Source organism: Chryseobacterium sp. IT-36CA2 (assembly GCF_949767875.1).
Lineage (GTDB): Bacteria > Bacteroidota > Bacteroidia > Flavobacteriales > Weeksellaceae > Chryseobacterium.
This window is the reverse complement of sequence record NZ_CATKPG010000022.1, coordinates 437,410-458,196: the sequence shown is the minus strand read 5'-3', so window position 1 is coordinate 458,196 and position 20,787 is coordinate 437,410. Positions and strand designations below refer to the sequence as shown.

Below are 20,787 nucleotides of genomic sequence, written 5' to 3'. Positions count from 1 at the left end.
TTAACCGGTCACATGAGGCTGGAAGTTGTATGAAAATCCGTCAAGAATAACCAATTAAAATCCCGGTGATATTTTCATCAGGATTTTTTGGATTTATTGTTTAAACACGAATAGCACAAATATTTTTCACAAATAACACGAATAAATATACGCAATCATCTGTGTCAATCTGTAGAATCTGTGGGCAAAAAAAAAATAATCAAAAATTATTCTAGGTTTCTGATAAAGCCATCGAAGACATCCACAATGATAAAACGGGCTCCTTCGACCAGGCTCAGGATAATAACGCTTCTATTGATATTATCGAATTCGTGCTATTAGTGAAAACATTGGTGACCTTTGTGTTTAAATTTTATGTTTAAATAATAAAAAATCCCGATGAAAAAATCACCGGGACTCTATTTTAAAAGCTAAAACAACTTATCAATTAGCTTCTTCTGTTCATCAAAATACTTAGAATATACCAGAATAAAAGCATAATGGAAGCAAAAAGCTGCAAAGCCGCTCCTACATACTGGTTCGTTCCATACGAGTCTTTTAATTTACTTGTCTGATATAAAATTGTAGCTGAAGCTAAAATTACCATTCCTACTGAAAACCACAACCCAAGGTTAAAACCAAAGATCATTCCTCCTACAATCAGTCCGATAGAAATAAATCCACCAATTACAATGATATTTCTTAAGAAAGAAAAATCTCTTTTAGAAGTGAATGCCACTGCAGAAATCCCTGCAAACATAGCAATCGTTAAAGTAGCAGCCTGGAAAATTACATTGGTACCACCCGTCATATTGGTTGCAATAAAAAGCAGAGGTAAAAAGATAATTGCTTCCAACAGAATGTAAAATCCTAACCCTAAATACTGGGTAGATTTACTTTGCGAAAGTGACCACTTAGAAGCCAAAACCGAAGCCAACCAGAAAACTCCGATGATCAGCAGCCATATATATCTTTGGCTAAACATCATCGCAATAAGTTCTGCCGGAACAGTTTTCAATAATATCGTTTCAACTCCAATAAATGCAAGAATAGATAAAGCAACATGCAAATACGTCTTCTTGTAAAAACTCGCCTTCTCCACGTCCGAAGAATGAGCGACTAAAACATCTGTCATCATAGTTAATATTTTTTTAGTTAATCGAAAATAAATTTTGATCTATTTCGCAGGCAATACCCCCAGGATTTTTCCATCATCCTCGAATACAGCTGTAATAGCTTCTTTGGAAGATGATTCTCCTGCATATTTATATTTAATACTTGGATGATTGGTACCATCCATCGTTTTATAATATCCTGCTTTTAAAATTTCAAGCTTTTTATTTGGGTCAATACCATCTTTGACCTTTTTAAGAACATTATCTGTAACGATTTCCTTCACTTTCTCAGAAAGTAATCCATCAATCGTTGCACGGTCAGAAGCCTGTAAAGCATCCACAAACTTAAGGAAGTTATCATTGTACAAACTGACTTTCTCCTTACTTATAGCAGCAGGCTGTTCTTTCTTCTGTCCATTTTCAACCTTTACACCCGCTACCTTCTGCGCAAACACTAACTGTACACCTACAAGAGCAAGTCCCAGCAATAATTTTCTCATAATATTCATTTTTATTTGGTGAAATAAGTGATGGAAGATACGAAAATCAGACCAGTTCCAAAAATTTCATCGTATCCACATTATCTGCATACGTATCAAGACCCGGATTTTGTGCTTCTCCAAACGGAATTGCATTCAAACCGATCTCTTCTTTTGCCACTACACACTGGATATTCTCTTCGTTTTCTTCAATGAAAGATTTCACATCATCCAAAGATTCATATCTGCTGAAATTAATTACAGAAAGCGGACTAAATAGCTTATCGTCCTCTTTTAGCATCACAAAATTATTATCCCAGAATTTATCCTGATTCAAAAGATAAACCGCTCTGTTATAATCATAATTGTTGGCATATTTATTATGATTGATAATATCCTGAAAGCCTAAGAAACTTTCAAACAATCTGTCAATTACAAAATCCTGCGGAATAAAAATTCTCGTCACATTTCGGCATCCTAATCCAAAATACTGAAAAATATCATTTGCCAGCAGTTCCAGTTCTTCTTGTGTTTCATCACCTTTCAACACGGCAACAGAAGTTCTGTTTTTACGAATAATGCTTAAATGATTTTTAAAATAATATTCCAGATATCTGGCCGTATTATTACTTCCTGTAGCAATAACAGCATCAAAATTTTCTAATTTTTCTACAAACTCAAAAGTTACATTTCCATTAGAAAATTCATTCCATTTCTTTAATAAAAACGGAATCATATACTTATCTTTTGATGACAGTTTAATCACAGGAATATGATTGCCCAAAACAACGGACATCACATCGTGGAAACCCACTAAAGGAATATTTCCTGCTAAAATAAGTCCAACTCTCTTTGAAATTTTAGAGATTGAATAATTTTTAAGCCAGTTTTTGATATTCTCTTCAGTTAAAAGATCTGCCCATTGCTGTAAAGCAAATTTCTGATTATCAATGGTAAACCACGGGTTCTCTATTTCAGATCTTTTTAACAATAATTCAATATCAACATCATCTTCATTGTGATCTTCCTGTTTCTTCGATAAAAACGCTTTTATATAATCACTTAATTTAATAAGTCCTAAAACTTGATTTTCGGTATTCATAATTACTTTAAAATTGGGGAATATTTTGTAATTTTGTGCAAATTTAAAAAAAATTAGCGATGGCTATTAAAATAACTGATGAATGCATTAATTGCGGGGCTTGCGAACCGGAATGTCCAAATAATGCAATATATGAAGGAGCTGTGGATTGGAAAGCTTCTGACGGTACGGCACTTCAAGGTACCATTACAATGCCGTCGGGACTTACTGTAGATGCCAATTCACCACAGGAACCTGTAAGTGATGATGTATACTTCATTGTAACAGATAAATGTACAGAATGTAAAGGATTCCACGAAGAACCTCAGTGTGCAGCAGTATGCCCTGTAGACTGCTGTGTTCCTGATGAAGATCACGTAGAATCTGAAGAAGCTCTTCTTAACAAAAAAGCATTCTTACACGGCGAATAAAAAAAATTCCGTCTCATGATCTGTGAGACGGAATTTTTTGATCAAAAAGCACAATTAACCAAAAATAAAGCAAAAGGATTTCCTAATCCCAAAGCACCTAAAAAATAAAAATATGAACAAAAAGCACAACTTCAGCGCAGGACCATGTATTTTACCTCAAGAGGTATTTGAAAAATCAGCACAGGCTATCCTTGACTTTAACGGTATCGGATTGTCTCTTCTTGAAATTTCTCACAGAAGTAAGGATTTCGTTGCGGTAATGGACGAAGCGCGTGCGATTGTAAAAAGATTAATGAATCTTGGTGATGATTATGAAGTACTTTATTTAGGAGGAGGTGCCAGCCTGCAGTTTGCCATGGTTCCTTACAACCTGATGAAAGTAGGTGGAAAAGCAGCTTACCTGGATACAGGAACTTGGGCTGCCGGAGCCATCAAAGAAGCAAAAAAAGTAGGAACGGTAGATGTAGTAGGTTCTTCAAAAGAAGAAAACTATTCTTTTATTCCTAAAGATTATACGGTAGGTGCAGAATACGATTATTTCCACTGTACTTCCAACAACACCATCTACGGAACTCAGATGAAATCTTTCCCTGAAGTGGATACGCTGATGGTATGTGATATGAGTTCTGATATTTTTTCAAGACAGCTGGATTTCTCTAAATTTGATCTGATCTATGCCGGAGCTCAGAAAAATATGGGTCCTGCCGGAGTTACTTTGGTGGTTATCAAAAAAGAAATTCTTGGAAAAACAGGAAGAGAAAACATGTTTTCTATCCTTGATTATTCTCAGCACATTTCTAAAGAATCTATGTACAATACTCCACCGGTATTTCCTGTATATGCTTCTTTGCTTACCCTTCAGTATCTTGAAAGAAACGGAGGAATTGCTGCTGCAGAACAGAGAAATGAAGCTAAAGCAAAGCTTTTATATGATGAAATTGACAGCAACCCATTATTCGAAACGTTCTGCGTAAAAGAAGACCGTTCATTGATGAATGTTTCTTTCAAAATTACAGACGAAAGCAAGAAAGAAGAATTTGACAATGCATGGAAAGCTGCGGGGATCAGCGGACTCAACGGACACAGAAGCTTAGGCGGATACAGAGCAAGTTTATACAATGCCTTACCTATTGAAAGTGTACAGGTTTTGGTGAATGTAATGAAGTCAATAAAATAGCTTATATTAGGCGACCGAAAAAATAAAAAGATATCAGACAACAGATCTCAGATAATAGAACCTCAAAATCTAGCTTCTGACATCTTTAATCTAACATCTGTAATAAAATAACTCATGAAAGTTTTAGCAAACGACGGAATCTCAAAAGCAGGAGAAAACACTTTAAAAGAAGCCGGAATTGAAATTCTGGACAATAGGGTGGCTCAGGATCACGTTATTAATTTTATCAACGATAATAATGTGGACGTTCTTCTGGTAAGAAGTGCAACAAAAGTGAGACAGGATCTGATTGATGCATGCCCGGGTCTTAAGATTATTGGAAGAGGTGGTATCGGAATGGACAATATTGACGTAGAGTATGCCAAAAGCAAAGGTATCAAAGTCATCAATACGCCTACAGCATCTTCAAAATCAGTGGCAGAATTGGTTTTCGGACACTTTCTTTCATTGGCAAGATTCCTTCACGAATCCAACAGACTGATGCCTTTGGAAGGAGAAACTCACTTCAACGCCATGAAAAAGTCATTCAGCAATGCGTATGAACTTTCAGGGAAAACATTAGGAGTAATCGGCTTTGGAAGTATTGGTCAGGAAGTCATTAAGATTGGAATTGCTTTAGGAATGAAAGTAACTGTTCTGACAAGAAGCCCTAAAACAGAAGTTCTTACGCTGAATTTCTTTGATGGCCAGTCAGTCAACTTTGAAATCACTTCCACCAATGATATGGAAGCATTTCTTAAAGATACAGATTTCATCAGTATCAATACGCCGAAAACGAATGAGTATATTATAGACACCCCTCAGTTTGAAAAAATGAAAGATGGAGTCTATATTGTAAATACTGCAAGAGGAGGTGTCATCAATGAAGTGGCCCTTATTGATTTTATCGAGTCAGGAAAAGTAGCCGGAGCGGCATTAGACGTTTTTGAAAACGAACCAAGCCCCGAACTTCCTTTACTGATGAACCCTGCATTATCACTCTCCCCTCACGTAGGCGGTAATACAGTGGATGCACAAGAAAAAATCGGTATCGAACTTGCTGAACAAATTATTAAGCTACAAAAAGAAACTATAAGATAAATATGCCTGTTTTTAAACCTTTCCGTGGAATTAGACCTCATAGAGACTTTGAGAGTACTTTCCCTACCCATCCACTGGATAATTTCACCCAGGAAGAGATCGCAGAGAAAGCTCAAGTTGAAAATACTTACATCAATATGATTAAACCCTATGTTGTAAGTAAATCTAAAGATATTGACCGGAATCTTCGAAAGATCCGCTCTACATTTGAAGAACTTCTGGACGAAAAGAAATTGGTCCAGGACAATTCTGCCTATTATCTTTATGAGCAGATCTATCCCAACAAACAGGTGTTCAGGGGACTTCTCGGATTGGCAAGTATTGAAGATTTCTGGAGTGGAAAAATCAAAAGACACGAAAGTACTATTCCTCAGAAAAAAGAAAAACTTGCTCATTACCTTGAAAAAGTAAATCTGCAGGCAGAACCTGTACTCCTTACCTATCCTGCCAATTCAAAAATTGAGCTGCTGATGAATCATGAGGAAAAAAATGTTCCTATCTTCAACCATGTAGACTCTATCGGGATCAGACATAAAATCTGGAGAATAGACAACCGTCTGAAGCTGCAGCAGTTTAAAGAAGTAATAGATCAGATTGATTCATTCTATATTGCGGACGGTCACCACAGAATTGGTTCTACAGCAATAAACGCCAAATATCATAAAGAAAAGAACAAAAAGCATAATGGTACAGAGCTTTACAACTTTGTATACAGCTTTATTGTTTCCAATCAGTCAATTAAGATTCATGATTATAACAGAATCTTACATGACCTGAATGGCATCACTCCCGAAGATTTCCTGAAGGAACTTGATAAATATTTCCTTATTCACGAAAAAGGAGAAACATCATACTACCCTTCTCAGAAATTCCATATTTCAATGTATATGGATGGGAAGTTCTACTCTCTTCACGTGAAGCATGATCTTCGTTCCAAAGAAATGTCTCTTGACAATCTTGATCACCACCTTCTGGACAAATATATTTTCAAAAATATCCTGAAAATTGAAGATCCGGACAGCTCTGAACTTATTTCTTATGTAAAAGGAACATCCAACATCAACGGAATTAATCTTTTAAAAGAAAAAGTAGACAGCGGTGAAGGTAAAGTAGGTTTCGGAATTTATCCTGTAAGTTTTAATGATATGATTAAAATTTCAGACTTAAAATTAAGCATGCCTCCAAAATGTACATTCATTGAGCCAAAATTGATTACAGCCCTGTTAATGTACGACATGAAACCTTAATAAATTCCTATTTTTTCCCTACTTTTATCAACGGAAAAGATAAGTAAATAAAAAATGAAAAAAATATTCATTATACTTCCACTCTTTTTGAGTGGATTTTTATTTTCTCAGAAAAAGCCACAAAAAAGCCCGGCAAAAAAAGGGACTGTTGCCAAATTCAACTATCATGATGAGTTCAGAAAAATTTCAGACGAAATTATGACCAACGGTACAGCTTATGATAACCTCGGCGAACTCACCAAAGGCATAGGCCCACGTTTCAGTGCAACTCCCGGATATTCAAAAGCTGTAGAATGGGCTGAAAAAAAATTCAAGGAAATTGGTATTAATATGATCTGGAGACAGGAAGCCAAAGCACCTGTCTGGATCAGAGGAAAAGAATCCTTACAAATCAAAGCCGGAAATGGAGATTGGAAAAGTATCAGAATGCTTTCTTTCGGAAACTCTGAAGGAACAGACGGAAAAGATCTAACAGGTGAAATTGTTTTAATTAATTCCACTTCAGAGCTTAATGCTATGTCAGTAGGACAATTAAGAGACAAAATTGTTTTCGTAAACGTTCCTATGGATCCGAAAATTATCAATACCAGTGATTCTTATTTACAGACTGCAAAATCAAAATTAATTTCCGCTTCTGTGATTGCTAAAACTGGAGCGAAAGCATTAATCATAAGATCACTGACAACCGCTAATGACGATACTCCTCATGCTAAAATGATTTATTACGAACCAGACGATAAAGTTAAAATTCCGGCTTTATCAATTGGAGTAAGATCTGCAGAAGAACTGGAGAAAATAATTAAAAAACAAAAAGTCACCGCCAAAATCAACATGACCGCCGAATCAAAAGGCGACACTACAAACCCCAATATCATTGCTGAAATTGGAGGAAAAAAAGATTCTAAAGTAATTGTTCTAGGTGCTCAGCTTGATTCCTGGGATGTTGGTGAAGGAGCGGTTGATGACGGAACAGGCGTTGTACAGTGCATAGAAGTTCTAAGAACACTGAAAGCACTGGGCTATGAAAACAACCATACCATCCGTGTTGTTCTGTATGCCAACAGTGAAAATGGCGGACAAGGCCGTGAGATGTATGCTGCTTATGTTAAAAAGAAAGACGAAAAACACGTATTTGCCCTAGGAACCGATGCAGGAGGATATTCTCCACGAGGTTTTTCTTTAGACATGTCACCACAGAGAAGAAGATTGGTTTATCCATGGAAAGAATATTTTCTACCTTATGGAGTTTATGATTTCGATCAGACAGAAGCTATTCAGGATATTTCTCCTTTAAAAAAACTGGATATTCCTTTAGCAGAGCTTGTTGTAGATACACAAAGATATTTTGATTATCATCATTCAGAACAGGATACTTTTGATAAAGTGAATAAAAGAGAGCTTCTTCTGGGAGCCGTTACAATAACGCAGATGATTTTTATGGTTGATAAAAACTGGTAACAATGAAAAAGATATTAGGAATAACATTATTACTTCTTGGAATAACTGTTTTTAGCCAAACTAAAGAAGATTCCATCCAGTTTAAAAAGATTTCTACAGAAATTCTGAATAATGGTAAAGGATACAATGAACTGAGAGAACTTACCAAAACAATTGGTAACCGCTTAAGCGGCTCTGAAGCCTATGAAAAATCTGTACAATGGGCAGCTCAGAAACTTCGTGATGCCGGAGCCGATAAAGTATGGCTTCAGGAAGTGATGATTCCGGTATGGGTAAGAGGAAAAGAATCCCTGCACATCCAGACTTCCAATGGAAAATGGAAAAGTATCAAAATGCTCTCCCTTGGAAATTCCGAAGGTACGGCTGGAAAAGACGTATTGGGAGAAATCATCATGGTAAAATCACTTGAAGAATATGATCAACTTTCCGCTGAAAAAGTAAAAAATAAAATTGTTTTCTTCAACTACCCTTTTAACCAAGGAAATGTACAGACATTTATTTCTTACCGTGATGCAGGCGCCTACAGAAGAACTGCAGCTTCATTAACAGCTAAAAAAGGAGGTAAATTTGCCATCATCAGATCCCTTTCTTCAGCTTTCGATGATGTTCCTCACACAGGAAACATGCGTTATGAAGAGAATATTTCAAAAGTACCGGCTATCACTATAGGCAACACTTCCGCAGATGAGCTGGAAACCTTGTTGAAGAACCAAAAAGTTACGGCCAAACTGAACTCCAACTGTGGAATGAAAGGAGAAAAACTCTCCCATTCTGTAATCGGAGAAATAGCGGGTAAAAAAGACCAGAGCGTTATCGTTGTCGGCGGACACCTTGATTCCTGGGATGTAGGCGAAGGTGCTCATGATGACGGAGCCGGAATCGTGCAAAGTATTGAGGTTTTAAGAACCTTTAAAAAATTAGGAATCCAAAACAACCATACGATCCGTGCAGTTTGTTTCGCTAATGAAGAAAACGGAACAAAAGGTGGTAAAGAATATGGTAAAGTTGTTAAAGAAAACAACGAGAAACATCTTTTCGCCATAGAATCGGACGCAGGAGGCTTTTCACCACGGGGAATTTCCCTTGAAATGAATGAACCTCAAAGAAACCAGATCAAAAGCTGGGTGAATTTGTTTTTGCCTTATGGTGTTTACAACTTTGAAGGTAAATATTCCGGTTCAGATATCGCTCCCCTTCATGAAATGGGAGTCCCAACAGCAGAGCTGGTACCCGATCCTCAACGTTATTTTGACATTCACCATACAGAGGAAGACACTTTTGAAAAAGTGAACCGAAGAGAGCTTTTACTGGGTTCTGCGGTGATGACACAACTTATTTATATGATTGATAAAAATTGGTAAACAATGAAAAAAATATTAGGAACTTCACTATTGCTTTTTGGAATGGTCGCTTTTGGCCAGTCTAAAGAAGATTCTATCCAGTTCAAAAAAATATCAACAGAAATTTTGAACAACGGAAAAGGATATACCGAGCTTAGAGAGCTTACAAAAAATATCGGACACCGTTTGAGCGGATCCAAAGCTTATGAAAAGTCAGTAAAATGGGCTGAACAAAAACTTCGTGATGCCGGAGCCGACAAAGTATGGCTTCAGGAAGTGATGATCCCGGTGTGGGAAAGAGGAAAAGAATCCCTTCAAATCCAAACCGGTAACGGAAAATGGAAAAACCTTAAAATGCTTTCTCTTGGAAATTCTGAAGGAACCGGAGGAAAAGATGTTTCCGGAGAAATCATCATGGTAAAATCTATGGAAGAATACGACAAACTTCCTGCTGAAAAGGTGAAAGATAAAATTGTTTTCTTCAACTACCCTTTCAGCCAATCGTTCATAGAGACTTTCAAAGCATATGGTGACGCCTCCAAATACAGAACTACAGCTGCATCCCTAACCGCGAAAAAAGGAGGTAAATTTGCCATCGTCAGATCCCTTTCTTCTGCTTTTGATGATGTTCCTCACACCGGAGCGATGCGCTATGAAGACAAGGTTTCCAAAATACCTGCTGTAGCCATCGGAAGTACTACAGCAGATGAACTGGAAGCTTTATTAAAAAATCAGAAAATTACAGCAAAACTTAATTCCAATTGTGGAATGAAAGGAGAAAAACTCTCCCACTCTGTTATCGGAGAAATTACAGGCAAAAAAGATCAAAGTGTGATCGTTGTCGGCGGACATCTTGATTCCTGGGATGTAGGTGAAGGCGCTCATGATGACGGAGCCGGAATTGTACAAAGCATTGAAGTATTGAGAACCTTTAAAAAGTTAGGAATTCCGAACAACCATACCATCAGAGTGGTCTGTTTCGCCAATGAAGAAAACGGAGTAAAAGGCGGAATTCAATACGGTAAAACAGTAAAAGAGAAAAATGAAAAACATCTTTTTGCCATAGAAACAGATGCCGGAGGTTTTGCACCAAGAGGTATCGCACTTGATATGGATGATGCAAAGAGAAATCAGATCAAAGGCTGGTCAAACTTATTCCTTCCTTACGGAGTTTACAACTTTGAAGAGAGATTTTCAGGAACAGACCTTTACCCACTCCACGATATGGGAATTCCTGCAGCTGAACTAATGCCGGATTCTCAACGTTATTTCGACATCCACCATACAGAAGAAGATACTTTTGAAAAGGTGAACCGAAGAGAGCTTCTATTGGGTGCTACAGCCCTGACACAGATTATTTATATGATTGATAAAAACTGGTAAAATAAAAAACCGTCTTTAAAGGCGGTTTTCTTTTTTTTAACATTATATTCGATAGGAACAGCGCTAACCTATAGATATGTTTTTTAATCAATGAATTTCTCGGTATTCCATTTGTGAAATTTGTTAAAAATATTTGTGGTTTTAAAATTAAACACAAATTACACGAATAATTTCACCAATAACACGAATTCAATAGGAACGGACTAAATCCCGTTTATTCTTATATCTTCATCTATGGCTTTAGCCAAAACACATATACTTCAGCTGTATTTAAACGATTTCTAAAGAAGTTTAAAATGTGAAAAAAATTAACCATTTCGCTATTATTATCCTATTTCAAATTATCAAAAACAATGTCGATTTTTTTCTACGTTTAAGGAAATAATCACCAAAAACACCCTCCAATACGCACTTTACTAATTTCATAAAACAAAGTGTTAATCGACAAATCAAAACTTTGGCATGAAATTGGCATGTAAGATAATGAGAAAAAAATTATAAAAAGACACTAAGGATGAGAAAAAAGGTTTTCTGTGGATTTTCAGTTTTTCCACTGATTCAAGTTCATATCTAGTATATGAATCCTTTTTTTTCTACGATGCCGTACAAGATACGGGTTCGTGATTAGCCAACTCCCCCGTTGGTTTTTCACAGCAATTTTGCACCCCGTATCTAACTGGTATCATCAATAACCAGGAATCTTAATTGATTCAAAAAAACAAAAATTTCCCGGACTTTTAGCCCGGAATAACGATATAGATAAATGGCAAAGTCATCGTGAACCTTAGCCCAGTAAAGGAATTTATTCTTTTTACCGTGATGAGTACGCCTTTATTTTTAATTAATTGTATAACCCTTAAAATGTTAGTAATGATGAGATCCTTTTTTGAAATGATTTTTAAGAGAAATGAAGATGCTGCAAAATTGAATATCTGGAGCCTGTTATTGGTTCTGAGCTTTGCTGCGTTTTCTGTATTGGTATACGCTTCAAAACCAAGCTTCAATAGCTTAATTATATATCTAACGGCATTTGCCGCATATATTGGCTTTGGCCTCGTATTCATCAGTTCCCTTGCCGGGAAAAGTATGAAGAAAAGATAACAGAAAACATAACTTTCAATTTACTTTTACTGAAAAAACCGCCCTGTTTGGGGCGGTTTTTTATTTTAAAATTTTATTTAGAAGTTATAAATAAAAAAGCCACTCCATCCGGAGCAGCCTTGCGACAACAACAAGTGCTATCGTCACATCGTAATAATTTATTCTTTAAACAGATCCTTCATCATTTCATCGAGGATCTTTTTGGTTTCTTCTTCAATCATTTTTCCTGACTTTTCAACGAGTTCTTCTCTGAAAGGTTCACAACAGGCTTTTATTCCAAAACCTTCATCCGTTTTTACAAACTCGGGATGCATATGGTGTTCTTTGCATATCTCAGATTCTATTTCTTCCTTTATTTGGTCGTAATTCAGATCAAACATATTATTCTATTTTGTTTCTTAAAAGTGCACGATAAAGATAGAGGTAATAAATCCTTACCGAAATCCGTATTTCTACGGTATTTACAGGAAACAAAAAAACCGCCTTTTTCAAGACGGTATTATTTTAATAAAAAATTGATACTTACTGCTTACCCTTTAAAATTTATCCAGAATTTTCTTCGGTAAGACTTTCACAAGTCCTTTTTTATATTCTTTTTCCAGAATAACAAATTTCCAAGCTTTTTTATCTTTTGAAACAGCACAGGCTTTCATATTAGCATTGATAAGATATGAACCTTCGTTAGCTAAATATTTTACATTTTTTGCACCATATTTGTCCGTTAGAGCGCTGTTCATTTTTTGTTTCATCTCATCATTTAATGAACTGACATTACATTTCAGTTTCAAAGAATAATGGGTAATAGAAAAATACTCACCAGTAATAAGTTCGGGTTTTTCAATATTTCCAAACTTTAAATCCTGTACTTCAATTTTCATGAATGGATTATTGTAGGTCATATTCAAAATCTGTGTCATCTGCTCTTTTGAAATGATGGTGAAGAATTTTGGATAAATACAATTTACTGCTTGATCAATCTGTTTGGATTTAATACTGTTTACAAAATAAGTAAGTGATTTCTTTATTGCTGCATCGTCAGGATTTGCTTTAGCCTGTGAAAAAGCCATACACGACAGCAGAACAAAAAGAAACAAAAGTGATTTAATTTTCATTATTTAATTGTGTTACAAATTTTAAAATTATTTTTTACTAGAAATCATTAAACTCTCCAGCTATAAAATGGGTCGCAACATGTAGGCTGATCGTTACAGAATATATTTGAACTAAATAAAAAAAGCCATCCTTATCGGACGGCTTCATATTTTAAAAAGATTCAATTATTTTACTTTTACAAGCTCAACATCGAAAACTAACCAAGAGTTTGGCGGGATCACTCCTCCTGCTCCTCTCTCTCCGTAAGCCATTGCTGGCGGGATCAATAATGTAGCAGTTTCACCTTCTTTCAATAATAGGATACCTTCATCCCATCCTTTGATTACTCTTCCCATTCCGATTGGAATTTCGATAGGCTCATTTCTTTTGAATGAAGAATCAAACTCAGTTCCGTCTACTAATTTACCTGCATAATGTACAGATACATTGTCACCAACTTTTGGAGCTTTACCGTCAGCTGTTTTTGTAATTTTATAATAAAGACCTGATTCAGTTTTTTGCATACCAGCTTTTAGGTTTTCAACTAATTTCTCCTGGTTAGCTTTGAATTCTTCTTCTTTTTTCTTCTTCTCAGCTTCTTCTTTAGCGATAAAAGCTTTATTGTTTTCTGCGATTTTAGCTTTTCCTTCGTTGAAAGTTTTAGCTGCATCGTAGTGCTTATATTCGTCACCTTTGCTGAAAACAGAAACTTTTTCTAAAACGATATCTGTTTTAGGCTTATCCTGAGCTCCTTTTTCAACGTTAGCAATAGCATCAATTACATCGTTACCCTTTACTACCTTCCCGAAGATGGTGTGTCTTCCATCTAACCAAGGTGTAGCAACTTCAGTGATGAAGAACTGAGAACCGTTTGTATTAGGTCCTGAGTTTGCCATAGAAAGAACTCCTTTTCCTGTGTGTTTAAGGTCATTTCTTTCATCCTCAAATTTATATCCAGGATCACCTGCTCCAGTTCCTTTAGGATCACCTCCCTGGATCATGAAATCTTTGATCACTCTGTGGAAAATAGTTCCGTCATAGTAAGGAACTCCCTTAGCCTTAGCTTTGTTGTCGATTTTACCTTCTGCAAGACCGATAAAGTTGGCTACAGTTACTGGTGCTTTCTTGTCCTCAAACTTTACAATTAAGTTACCTTTTGTAGTTTGAAGATTGGCATAAAGTCCGTCATTAAGACCTTCGTAAGTTTCTTTGTCTACGTTCATTTTTTTATAAATTGGGGTACAACTCATCAGCGAAATACTTGCCGCTGCCAGAATTATATTCTTGTTAAACAATTTCATGTATTATAGGGCTTTTAATTTTATGATTAATGGAATGTCGTTGTCTATTTTCTTTTCGTCTCCGTAAGTTCCGTACGCTAAAGAAGACGGCACCAAAAGCGTTACTTCCTCTCCATCATGTATAAAACGCAAAGCGTTCTCCACTGCTCTCAGTTCATCAAAGTGCCCGAATTTGGCATCTCTTCTCTCAAAAGGCTGGTCATAGATTTTAGTCTGGTCAAAATCGTACAGATCATAAGAATAAGAAATCAAAGATTCATCTTTTCTTCTTTCTCTCTGATCATAACCTTCTACCGTTACCCAGTAATTAAGCTGCGTAGGAAAATACTTCACAGATTGACCACTGATCCAATCCTGAATCTGTCCTCTTTCTATGACATTTAAATTTTTCATCCTGTTTTTAGAAACATCCAGATCTTTTTGGCTTAAAACACCACCTACAGGAGGGTGCGCCGTCTGTGTATTTCTATTGCAGCTCAACAGGCTTATAGCTGATATGAAGAGTATTTTTTTCATAAACTTCTGCGAAAATACACATTTCGCGAATTAATTACAAAACTTATCTAGGATTTACAGGAACAATTTAGTGAGAATAAAAATACCTGCTTAACTTCTGGAAAATGATTTAAGTATTTAAGCAAAATTTTAGTTTAAAGGAAAATTAAAAAGCCGGGAAAAATCCCGGCTTTCATATCATTATTTAAATACTATTAAACTGTTTCTAGAGCGTGATCTACAGTCACTCTCCATCCGAAAGGATCTTCAGAAAGGTTGTTCTGCAGGTCTACCAAATCTTTCTTAAGAAGAGCAGCAAAGCTTTCTTCATCAGATAATCTTGGAAGAGCCAATTTCTCACCCTGATATCCTAAGGCCTGGAACTGAGTGGTTACAACTGCTGTACCTACTCCCCACACTTCTTTAAGAGAACCTTCTTTTAAAGCTTCAATAACTGTTTTTACAGGAATTGGTTCTACTTTTACTTCGATTCCTCTTTTCTTAGCTAATTGAATAAAGCTATCTCTTGTTACTCCGTCAAGGATTTTCTCAGATGTTGGAGGTGTATAAATTGTATCGTTGATTCTTACAAATACGTTCATAGTACCACTCTCTTCGAAATATTCGTGAGTAGCATCATCTGTCCAGATGATTTGCTCGTAACCTTCTTCTATTGCCAATTGAGTTGGATAGAAAGAAGCAGCATAGTTCCCTGCAGCTTTTGCAGAACCTACACCTCCGTTTGCAGCTCTTGAATAGTGATCAGAGATTTTTACAGATACCGGCTCAGAATAGTAGCTCTTCGCTGGTGTTGCAACAATGGCAAACATATATTTATTAGATACTCTTGCTTTCAAAGCTTCCTCCGTAGCAAAAATCAATGGTCTGATGTAAAGTGACATTCCTTCCCCCTGTGGAATCCACTCTCTATCGATATCTACCAATGCTTTTAATCCGTCTAAAAACATTTCTTCAGTTACCTCAGGCATAGCAAGACGCTTTGCCGATTTATTGATACGTTCAAAATTCTTTTCAGGCCTGAAAAGGAAAACCTGCCCGTCTTTGTCTTTATAGGCTTTCATACCTTCAAAACAAGCTTGTCCATAGTTTACCCCCATCATGGCAGGTGTAAATGGTATTGGACCATAAGGAACTAATTTTACATCCCCCCATTTTCCGTCTTCATACTCACATATAATCATATGATCAATGAAAGTACCACCAAATGAAAAATTGTTAGGGTCAAATGTAGAAATTCTGGAGTTTTCAGTTTTTTGAATTATCATTTTTTAAAATTTTTACGATGTTCTACAAATTTAACATAATTTTCTAAATATAAAAATTTTAGAGTAAATTTGACAAAAAAATAGCTTGAAAAGAGAGATTAAGACCACAAACGACGGCAGTAAAACATTGTTTATCAATGATTTAAATGAAAATTACCATTCTCATCATGGAGCACTTCAGGAAGCAGAACATGTGTTTATTAAAAACGGACTAAATCTGGTAAATGATTACGAAATTAATATTTTAGAACTCGGTTTTGGAACAGGTTTGAATGTTTTGGTGACAATTAATGAATATTTAAAAACTGACAAAAATCATGTCATTAATTATTTTTCGCTGGAAAAATACCCCATAAATGAATCCGAAGTTAAGGATTTGGCTTACTTTGAGCTTTTTGACAACCCTGAGTTCAAAAATATTTATCAGAAAATTCATCTGTCAGATTGGGAAAAGTCAGTAGAAATCATTAGTGGATTCAACTTAAAAAAGATAGAATGTGATTTTTTTGACCTAAAAGACATTGATCTGCCCAAAATCAATCTTGTTTACTTCGATTGCTTTGGAGCCAGAGTACAGCCTGACCTTTGGGAAAAGCCCTTATTTGAACTGGTATCTGACAAAATGGCCATTAACGGATTATTAACCACCTACTCTTCTAAAGGCAGTGTAAGACGAATCCTTCAGGAACTGAATTTTCAGGTTGAAAAAAAACAGGGACCTCCGGGAAAAAGAGAAATGATTAATGCAATTAAATTGTAGAATGGAAGCTTGAGGATGGAAGATGGATGTTTACAACCGACTGTTTAATTAATTTTGATTTTTTTATTTTAAAATAATAATCAATATATAAGGATACGCTGATTCAATATTATTAAAAATAGATCGTATTAAACTTCCAGCTTTGTGCTTTCAACTTCCGGCTTTTTCTCAACAAAATTCCTTACATTAGCTATACAAATATTATACATTATATATATGATAGATAAGATCAACATTAGAGTGTATGCGTGTGCGGTAAAAGACAAACAAGTTCTTACATTATTTGAAGAATATGCCGGCGAACCTTTAATGAAATTTCCGGGTGGCGGATTGGAATACGGTGAAGGAGTTATAGAATGTCTGCATCGTGAATTTGATGAAGAGCTGAATGTGAAGATCAATATTCTGGAACATTTCTATACTCAGGAAAACTTTCTGGTTTCCCGATTCAAAGAAAATGAGCAGCTTCTTACCATATATTATATAGTAGATATCGTGAATGAGGAAGATTTTATTATTCTGGATCCATGTATTGAAAAAACAGAATGGATTGATATAGACAGACCAGATAATCCTTTTCCCCTTCCAATAGACAAAATTGTATTCGATAAATTAAAAGAAAAATTCCTGTAAGTATTCTTACAGGAATTTATATTATTTCTTAACTTTAAAATCATTGGCTCCAGGATAAGGCTGCAAATAGCCTGAATTCCAGTTAGACTGAAGCAATGACTCTATAAATTCATCAGTTCTGTTGGTATGGGGATCATAGCGGTCTTTCAGATCAATATCGGCCATTTTTCCTTTTACATTCCACCAGAAAGCGCTCCATCCTCCTCTTAATTCTTTGATAATTTCAAATACATTTTTTCCGGTAGCTCTGTTCATTAGCTTTGCAAAAACCTGTCCTTCGGTTGTGGTAAGGTCTCTAAGTTGTTTTTCATACTGATCTGCAAGCATATTCTGTCTCTCTCTTACAAACTTTCTTTTGGCTTTGCTGTCCATATCATTCATATCCACCTGGATATCTCTGTACTGCTGGAGTGCAGTCACAAATAGCGGATATACTCTGTACAACTTTTTATTGAGGAAATAATAGTAATTCTTATCCAGCTGATTATTAAATCTTGGTTTATTCACCAAAACCAACTCATCCAGTACAATTACCGGCTCTCCGTTCGTCTCATAAACTCTGAACTTTTGCTGTTCATCGTAATAGTATTTACTTCCAAATTCATCTACTTTCAGAGATTCTGGCGGATATTGATTCAGCGGTTTTGCCACTATACCATCTTTTTGACCGAAAGCACTGACTCCAAAAAAGAAAACAAAAAGGCAGATAATCTTGCTAAAATTCATTATTTTTACACTTATAAGAACAAAAATTGAACGCAAAAATCATTCCTTTTTATGAAATTTGAAAAGAAATCTTTGAAATTTTTAGAAAATTATTTAAACACGTCATCACCAACTGGTTATGAACACAAGGGACAGGAAGTCTGGATGAACTACATCAGACCTTATGTAGACAAAATAGAAGTAGACCATTATGGAACCTGTTATGGGATCATCAATCCGGAAGCTGAATTTAAAGTAGTAATTGAAGCCCATGCTGATGAAATTTCGTGGTACGTTAATTATATTACAGATGACGGATTAATCTATGTTATCAGAAACGGAGGTTCAGACCAAACAATTGCCCCTTCAAAAGTGGTTCATATTCACGGAGAAAAAGGAATTGTAAAAGGGGTATTCGGATGGCCGGCTATTCATACAAGAGCCAATCAAAATGAGCCTACTCCAAAAATCGAAAATATCTTCATTGATTGTGGTGCCACTTCTAAAAAGGAAGTGGAAGAAATGGGAATTTTTGTAGGCTGCATGATCACTTACCCTGATGAATTCTTTGAAATGAATGACAGATATTTCGTCTGCAGAGCACTAGACAACAGAATTGGAGGTTTTATGATTGCTGAAGTAGCAAGACTTTTAAAAGAAAATAAAAAATCTATCCCTTTCGGACTTTACATTACCAATTCCGTACAGGAAGAAGTAGGTTTATACGGAGCAGATATGATTGCTGATACCATCAAACCGAATATCGCAATTGTAACGGATGTTACCCACGACACCACTACTCCAATGATTGAAAAGAAAAAAGAGGGAGATCAGAAATGTGGTGCAGGACCGGTAGTATTCTTCGCTCCAAGTGTTCATCATACCATCAGAGAACTGATTATTGACACCGCAAAAGCTAAAAAAATTCCTTTCCAAAGAGCAGCGGCAAGCAGAGCGACAGGAACAGATACAGACGCGTTTGCCCATTCTAATGGCGGAGTACCGAGTGCTTTAATTTCCTTACCTTTGCGTTATATGCATACTACGGTAGAAATGGTTGCTAAAGAAGATGTAGGTAATGTGATTAAACTTATCTATGAAACGATTCTTAAGATCAAACCGGAAATGAAACTGAAGTATCATTAATTGAGATTTCAGATATGAGACAGCAGATATAAGACTCTAATAAATACATTTACTTCGGCTCTTTAAAGATCTGAAATCTTATATCTAGCATCTTATATCTAAATAAAAAGTATAAAAAGTAAAAATGAAAACGAAGCTTATTGCTCCATCCCTTTTATCAGCAGACTTTGGGAACCTGCAAAGAGACATTGAAATGCTGAACAACTCTCAGGCCGACTGGTTCCACATTGATGTAATGGACGGCAGGTTTGTTCCTAACATTTCATTTGGTTTTCCAGTGATGAAAACTGTTCAGCAGCATGCCAAAAAATTTGTAGATGTTCACCTGATGATAGTGGAACCTGAAAAATATGTTGATGAATTCATCAATCATGGAGCAGATCTTATTTCTGTACATTATGAAGCATGTACTCACCTTCACAGAACCATTCACCATATTCAAAGCAAGGGAGCAAAAGCGGGTGTCGTTTTAAACCCATCTACTCCGGTATTAATGCTTGAAGACATTATTGCAGATGTAGATCTAGTATTGTTGATGAGTGTTAACCCAGGATTTGGAGGTCAGAAATTCATTGAAAACACCTACAAAAAGATTGCTGAAACTAAAGATTTAATTTTAAGCAACAATTCTACAGCACTTATAGAAATAGATGGTGGTGTAAATATTGACAATGCTTCTAAACTTTTTGAAGCAGGAGCTGATGTTCTTGTGGCGGGAAATGCTGTTTTCTCAGCAGAAAGCCCAGAAAGAATGATTGAACTTTTAAAGATTTAACAGATCTGTTTATCTTAATAATAAACAAAAGGCAGCCAATGGCTGCCTTTTCTCTTGTTTGGAATTAAAGTCTTCGTGGTTATAAATCTTTTCTTAACATTTAAAATGTTAAGATCTGTTTTGTCTTGTTAACAACACAAAGATCTAAATAAACCAGCAGTTAAACATCCGTAGAAATACCGAATCTGCCATTAAGTATTTTTACTTAATCATTCCTCTATACCTCCCTGTTCCATACACAGGCACAGACTACAAAAATAATAGAAACAACAGAGAATACTGTCCTTATATTATTCAGAAAGTTCCATCTGTTTTCAAAATTATCACGCATCTGTTTGATTGCTTCTGTTGTAGAATTGGAAATGTCAAACTTATCCAGAGCATCATTCATTGGAACATTTCCAGCGACTGTTACCCCGAAAACACCAATCAGATAAGCCAATGTGGCCAACAGGAGAAAAATAAAAGCCGGCTGATGCCCACGGAATAAAAAGGTAGATACCGGAAGAAGAATCACAGTTCCCATAAAACTCATAAAAAAGACAGGATTTAGAATTTCCCGGTTAATGTTCTGCATTGCCTTCAGGTATTCCGTATCGGACAGTTTTCCCAGTCCAAGAACAACAGAACATGAATAAGCATAGAAAAGTCCTCCTATCAGAGCAGTGAGGACAGCGGTAATGATCAATACTAGTGTTGTCATTTTCATATAATTTGATTTTG

Annotated in this window: 22 protein-coding genes; 12 read left to right on the top strand and 10 right to left on the bottom strand. The window is 35.9% G+C overall.

Annotated elements, in window-relative coordinates; genetic code table 11:
* Nucleotides 1-427: 427 nt before the first annotated feature.
* The 3 genes from ACM6F9_RS16865 to ACM6F9_RS16855 are packed head-to-tail and all read right to left on the bottom strand — an operon-like array spanning nucleotide 428 to nucleotide 2,675.
* Nucleotides 428-1,117, bottom strand: a complete 690-nt coding sequence (locus tag ACM6F9_RS16865) for a Bax inhibitor-1 family protein (protein ID WP_129036593.1) — start codon at nucleotides 1,115-1,117, stop codon at nucleotides 428-430.
* A gap of 39 nt (nucleotides 1,118-1,156) precedes the next feature.
* Complete coding sequence (locus ACM6F9_RS16860) at nucleotides 1,157-1,594, bottom strand: peptidylprolyl isomerase (RefSeq protein WP_414846782.1); 438 nt, start codon at nucleotides 1,592-1,594, stop codon at nucleotides 1,157-1,159.
* A gap of 46 nt (nucleotides 1,595-1,640) precedes the next feature.
* Nucleotides 1,641-2,675 carry an acyl-CoA reductase gene (locus tag ACM6F9_RS16855; protein WP_414846781.1) on the bottom strand — a complete coding sequence of 345 codons (1,035 nt, stop codon included), beginning with the start codon at nucleotides 2,673-2,675 and terminating at the stop codon, nucleotides 1,641-1,643.
* Between the two features lie 59 nt (nucleotides 2,676-2,734).
* Between ACM6F9_RS16855 and ACM6F9_RS16850 the strand changes: the two genes are divergently transcribed.
* The 8 genes from ACM6F9_RS16850 to ACM6F9_RS16815 all read left to right on the top strand — a co-directional run bounded on the left by ACM6F9_RS16850 (nucleotide 2,735) and on the right by ACM6F9_RS16815 (nucleotide 11,871).
* Entirely contained in the window at nucleotides 2,735-3,085 is a 351-nt protein-coding gene (locus ACM6F9_RS16850; protein WP_034698512.1) for a 4Fe-4S binding protein, read from the top strand.
* A gap of 112 nt (nucleotides 3,086-3,197) precedes the next feature.
* Nucleotides 3,198-4,262: a 3-phosphoserine/phosphohydroxythreonine transaminase gene (gene serC / locus ACM6F9_RS16845; protein WP_414846780.1), complete on the top strand. Its 1,065-nt coding sequence runs from the start codon at nucleotides 3,198-3,200 to the stop codon at nucleotides 4,260-4,262.
* Between the two features lie 114 nt (nucleotides 4,263-4,376).
* Nucleotides 4,377-5,342: a D-2-hydroxyacid dehydrogenase gene (locus ACM6F9_RS16840; protein ID WP_414846779.1), complete on the top strand. Its 966-nt coding sequence runs from the start codon at nucleotides 4,377-4,379 to the stop codon at nucleotides 5,340-5,342.
* Between the two features lie 2 nt (nucleotides 5,343-5,344).
* Nucleotides 5,345-6,589 carry a DUF1015 domain-containing protein gene (locus ACM6F9_RS16835; protein WP_414846778.1) on the top strand — a complete coding sequence of 415 codons (1,245 nt, stop codon included), beginning with the start codon at nucleotides 5,345-5,347 and terminating at the stop codon, nucleotides 6,587-6,589.
* Nucleotides 6,590-6,643: 54 nt separating this feature from the next.
* Nucleotides 6,644-8,047, top strand: coding sequence for a M28 family peptidase (locus ACM6F9_RS16830; protein WP_414846777.1), 1,404 nt, complete (start codon nucleotides 6,644-6,646; stop codon nucleotides 8,045-8,047).
* 2 nt (nucleotides 8,048-8,049) lie between these two features.
* Nucleotides 8,050-9,408, top strand: a complete 1,359-nt coding sequence (locus ACM6F9_RS16825) for a M20/M25/M40 family metallo-hydrolase (RefSeq protein WP_414846776.1) — start codon at nucleotides 8,050-8,052, stop codon at nucleotides 9,406-9,408.
* Between the two features lie 3 nt (nucleotides 9,409-9,411).
* A complete protein-coding gene (locus tag ACM6F9_RS16820; protein WP_414846775.1) occupies nucleotides 9,412-10,770 on the top strand; it encodes a M28 family peptidase in 1,359 nt (452 codons plus the stop codon).
* An 870-nt stretch (nucleotides 10,771-11,640) separates the two neighbouring features.
* Nucleotides 11,641-11,871, top strand: coding sequence for a hypothetical protein (locus ACM6F9_RS16815; protein ID WP_414846774.1), 231 nt, complete (start codon nucleotides 11,641-11,643; stop codon nucleotides 11,869-11,871).
* Between the two features lie 158 nt (nucleotides 11,872-12,029).
* Here ACM6F9_RS16815 and ACM6F9_RS16810 read toward each other — a convergent pair whose 3' ends face one another.
* From ACM6F9_RS16810 to ACM6F9_RS16790, 5 genes are all read right to left on the bottom strand, one after another.
* On the bottom strand, nucleotides 12,030-12,251 hold the full coding sequence (locus ACM6F9_RS16810) for a hypothetical protein (protein ID WP_414846773.1): 222 nt from the start codon (nucleotides 12,249-12,251) through the stop codon (nucleotides 12,030-12,032).
* Nucleotides 12,252-12,407: 156 nt separating this feature from the next.
* Entirely contained in the window at nucleotides 12,408-12,983 is a 576-nt protein-coding gene (locus ACM6F9_RS16805; RefSeq protein WP_414846772.1) for a hypothetical protein, read from the bottom strand.
* Between the two features lie 165 nt (nucleotides 12,984-13,148).
* Nucleotides 13,149-14,186 (bottom strand): peptidylprolyl isomerase, encoded by a 1,038-nt coding sequence (locus ACM6F9_RS16800; protein ID WP_414846807.1) that lies wholly within the window; start codon nucleotides 14,184-14,186, stop codon nucleotides 13,149-13,151.
* 81 nt (nucleotides 14,187-14,267) lie between these two features.
* Entirely contained in the window at nucleotides 14,268-14,780 is a 513-nt protein-coding gene (locus ACM6F9_RS16795; RefSeq protein WP_129036605.1) for an FKBP-type peptidyl-prolyl cis-trans isomerase, read from the bottom strand.
* A 194-nt stretch (nucleotides 14,781-14,974) separates the two neighbouring features.
* On the bottom strand, nucleotides 14,975-16,045 hold the full coding sequence (locus tag ACM6F9_RS16790) for a branched-chain amino acid aminotransferase (RefSeq protein WP_105702989.1): 1,071 nt from the start codon (nucleotides 16,043-16,045) through the stop codon (nucleotides 14,975-14,977).
* Between the two features lie 85 nt (nucleotides 16,046-16,130).
* On the opposite strand from ACM6F9_RS16790, the gene mnmD reads away from it, so the two are divergent.
* Both mnmD and ACM6F9_RS16780 read left to right on the top strand, forming a co-directional pair.
* Entirely contained in the window at nucleotides 16,131-16,805 is a 675-nt protein-coding gene (gene mnmD / locus ACM6F9_RS16785; protein WP_414846771.1) for a tRNA (5-methylaminomethyl-2-thiouridine)(34)-methyltransferase MnmD, read from the top strand.
* 216 nt (nucleotides 16,806-17,021) lie between these two features.
* Nucleotides 17,022-17,438: an NUDIX domain-containing protein gene (locus tag ACM6F9_RS16780; protein WP_414846770.1), complete on the top strand. Its 417-nt coding sequence runs from the start codon at nucleotides 17,022-17,024 to the stop codon at nucleotides 17,436-17,438.
* Between the two features lie 21 nt (nucleotides 17,439-17,459).
* Here ACM6F9_RS16780 and ACM6F9_RS16775 read toward each other — a convergent pair whose 3' ends face one another.
* A complete protein-coding gene (locus tag ACM6F9_RS16775) occupies nucleotides 17,460-18,164 on the bottom strand; it encodes a DUF4294 domain-containing protein (RefSeq protein WP_414846769.1) in 705 nt (234 codons plus the stop codon).
* 51 nt (nucleotides 18,165-18,215) lie between these two features.
* On the opposite strand from ACM6F9_RS16775, the gene ACM6F9_RS16770 reads away from it, so the two are divergent.
* Together ACM6F9_RS16770 and rpe are read left to right on the top strand one after the other, a co-directional pair.
* Entirely contained in the window at nucleotides 18,216-19,289 is a 1,074-nt protein-coding gene (locus ACM6F9_RS16770; protein ID WP_414846768.1) for a M42 family peptidase, read from the top strand.
* Nucleotides 19,290-19,413: 124 nt separating this feature from the next.
* Nucleotides 19,414-20,064 carry a ribulose-phosphate 3-epimerase gene (rpe, locus tag ACM6F9_RS16765; protein WP_105702994.1) on the top strand — a complete coding sequence of 217 codons (651 nt, stop codon included), beginning with the start codon at nucleotides 19,414-19,416 and terminating at the stop codon, nucleotides 20,062-20,064.
* A gap of 217 nt (nucleotides 20,065-20,281) precedes the next feature.
* Here rpe and ACM6F9_RS16760 read toward each other — a convergent pair whose 3' ends face one another.
* On the bottom strand, nucleotides 20,282-20,767 hold the full coding sequence (locus ACM6F9_RS16760; RefSeq protein WP_414846767.1) for a DUF1772 domain-containing protein: 486 nt from the start codon (nucleotides 20,765-20,767) through the stop codon (nucleotides 20,282-20,284).
* Between the last annotated feature and the right edge of the window lie 20 nt (nucleotides 20,768-20,787).

Excerpts from the sequence above, each read along its gene's own strand:
- ACM6F9_RS16800 (WP_414846807.1), bottom strand. The coding sequence starts at position 14,186 with ATGAACGTAGACAAAGAAACTTACGAAGGTCTTAATGACGGACTTTAT.
- serC (WP_414846780.1), top strand. The coding sequence starts at position 3,198 with ATGAACAAAAAGCACAACTTCAGCGCAGGACCATGTATTTTACCTCAA.
- ACM6F9_RS16830 (WP_414846777.1), top strand. The coding sequence starts at position 6,644 with ATGAAAAAAATATTCATTATACTTCCACTCTTTTTGAGTGGATTTTTA.
- ACM6F9_RS16835 (WP_414846778.1), top strand. The coding sequence starts at position 5,345 with ATGCCTGTTTTTAAACCTTTCCGTGGAATTAGACCTCATAGAGACTTT.
- ACM6F9_RS16860 (WP_414846782.1), bottom strand. The coding sequence starts at position 1,594 with ATGAGAAAATTATTGCTGGGACTTGCTCTTGTAGGTGTACAGTTAGTG.
- ACM6F9_RS16805 (WP_414846772.1), bottom strand. The coding sequence starts at position 12,983 with ATGAAAATTAAATCACTTTTGTTTCTTTTTGTTCTGCTGTCGTGTATG.
- ACM6F9_RS16815 (WP_414846774.1), top strand. The coding sequence starts at position 11,641 with ATGATGAGATCCTTTTTTGAAATGATTTTTAAGAGAAATGAAGATGCT.
- ACM6F9_RS16825 (WP_414846776.1), top strand. The coding sequence starts at position 8,050 with ATGAAAAAGATATTAGGAATAACATTATTACTTCTTGGAATAACTGTT.
- rpe (WP_105702994.1), top strand. The coding sequence starts at position 19,414 with ATGAAAACGAAGCTTATTGCTCCATCCCTTTTATCAGCAGACTTTGGG.
- ACM6F9_RS16790 (WP_105702989.1), bottom strand. The coding sequence starts at position 16,045 with ATGATAATTCAAAAAACTGAAAACTCCAGAATTTCTACATTTGACCCT.
- ACM6F9_RS16820 (WP_414846775.1), top strand. The coding sequence starts at position 9,412 with ATGAAAAAAATATTAGGAACTTCACTATTGCTTTTTGGAATGGTCGCT.
- ACM6F9_RS16840 (WP_414846779.1), top strand. The coding sequence starts at position 4,377 with ATGAAAGTTTTAGCAAACGACGGAATCTCAAAAGCAGGAGAAAACACT.
- ACM6F9_RS16865 (WP_129036593.1), bottom strand. The coding sequence starts at position 1,117 with ATGATGACAGATGTTTTAGTCGCTCATTCTTCGGACGTGGAGAAGGCG.
- ACM6F9_RS16775 (WP_414846769.1), bottom strand. The coding sequence starts at position 18,164 with ATGAATTTTAGCAAGATTATCTGCCTTTTTGTTTTCTTTTTTGGAGTC.
- ACM6F9_RS16850 (WP_034698512.1), top strand. The coding sequence starts at position 2,735 with ATGGCTATTAAAATAACTGATGAATGCATTAATTGCGGGGCTTGCGAA.
- ACM6F9_RS16760 (WP_414846767.1), bottom strand. The coding sequence starts at position 20,767 with ATGACAACACTAGTATTGATCATTACCGCTGTCCTCACTGCTCTGATA.
- ACM6F9_RS16810 (WP_414846773.1), bottom strand. The coding sequence starts at position 12,251 with ATGTTTGATCTGAATTACGACCAAATAAAGGAAGAAATAGAATCTGAG.
- ACM6F9_RS16780 (WP_414846770.1), top strand. The coding sequence starts at position 17,022 with ATGATAGATAAGATCAACATTAGAGTGTATGCGTGTGCGGTAAAAGAC.
- ACM6F9_RS16795 (WP_129036605.1), bottom strand. The coding sequence starts at position 14,780 with ATGAAAAAAATACTCTTCATATCAGCTATAAGCCTGTTGAGCTGCAAT.
- ACM6F9_RS16770 (WP_414846768.1), top strand. The coding sequence starts at position 18,216 with ATGAAATTTGAAAAGAAATCTTTGAAATTTTTAGAAAATTATTTAAAC.
- ACM6F9_RS16855 (WP_414846781.1), bottom strand. The coding sequence starts at position 2,675 with ATGAATACCGAAAATCAAGTTTTAGGACTTATTAAATTAAGTGATTAT.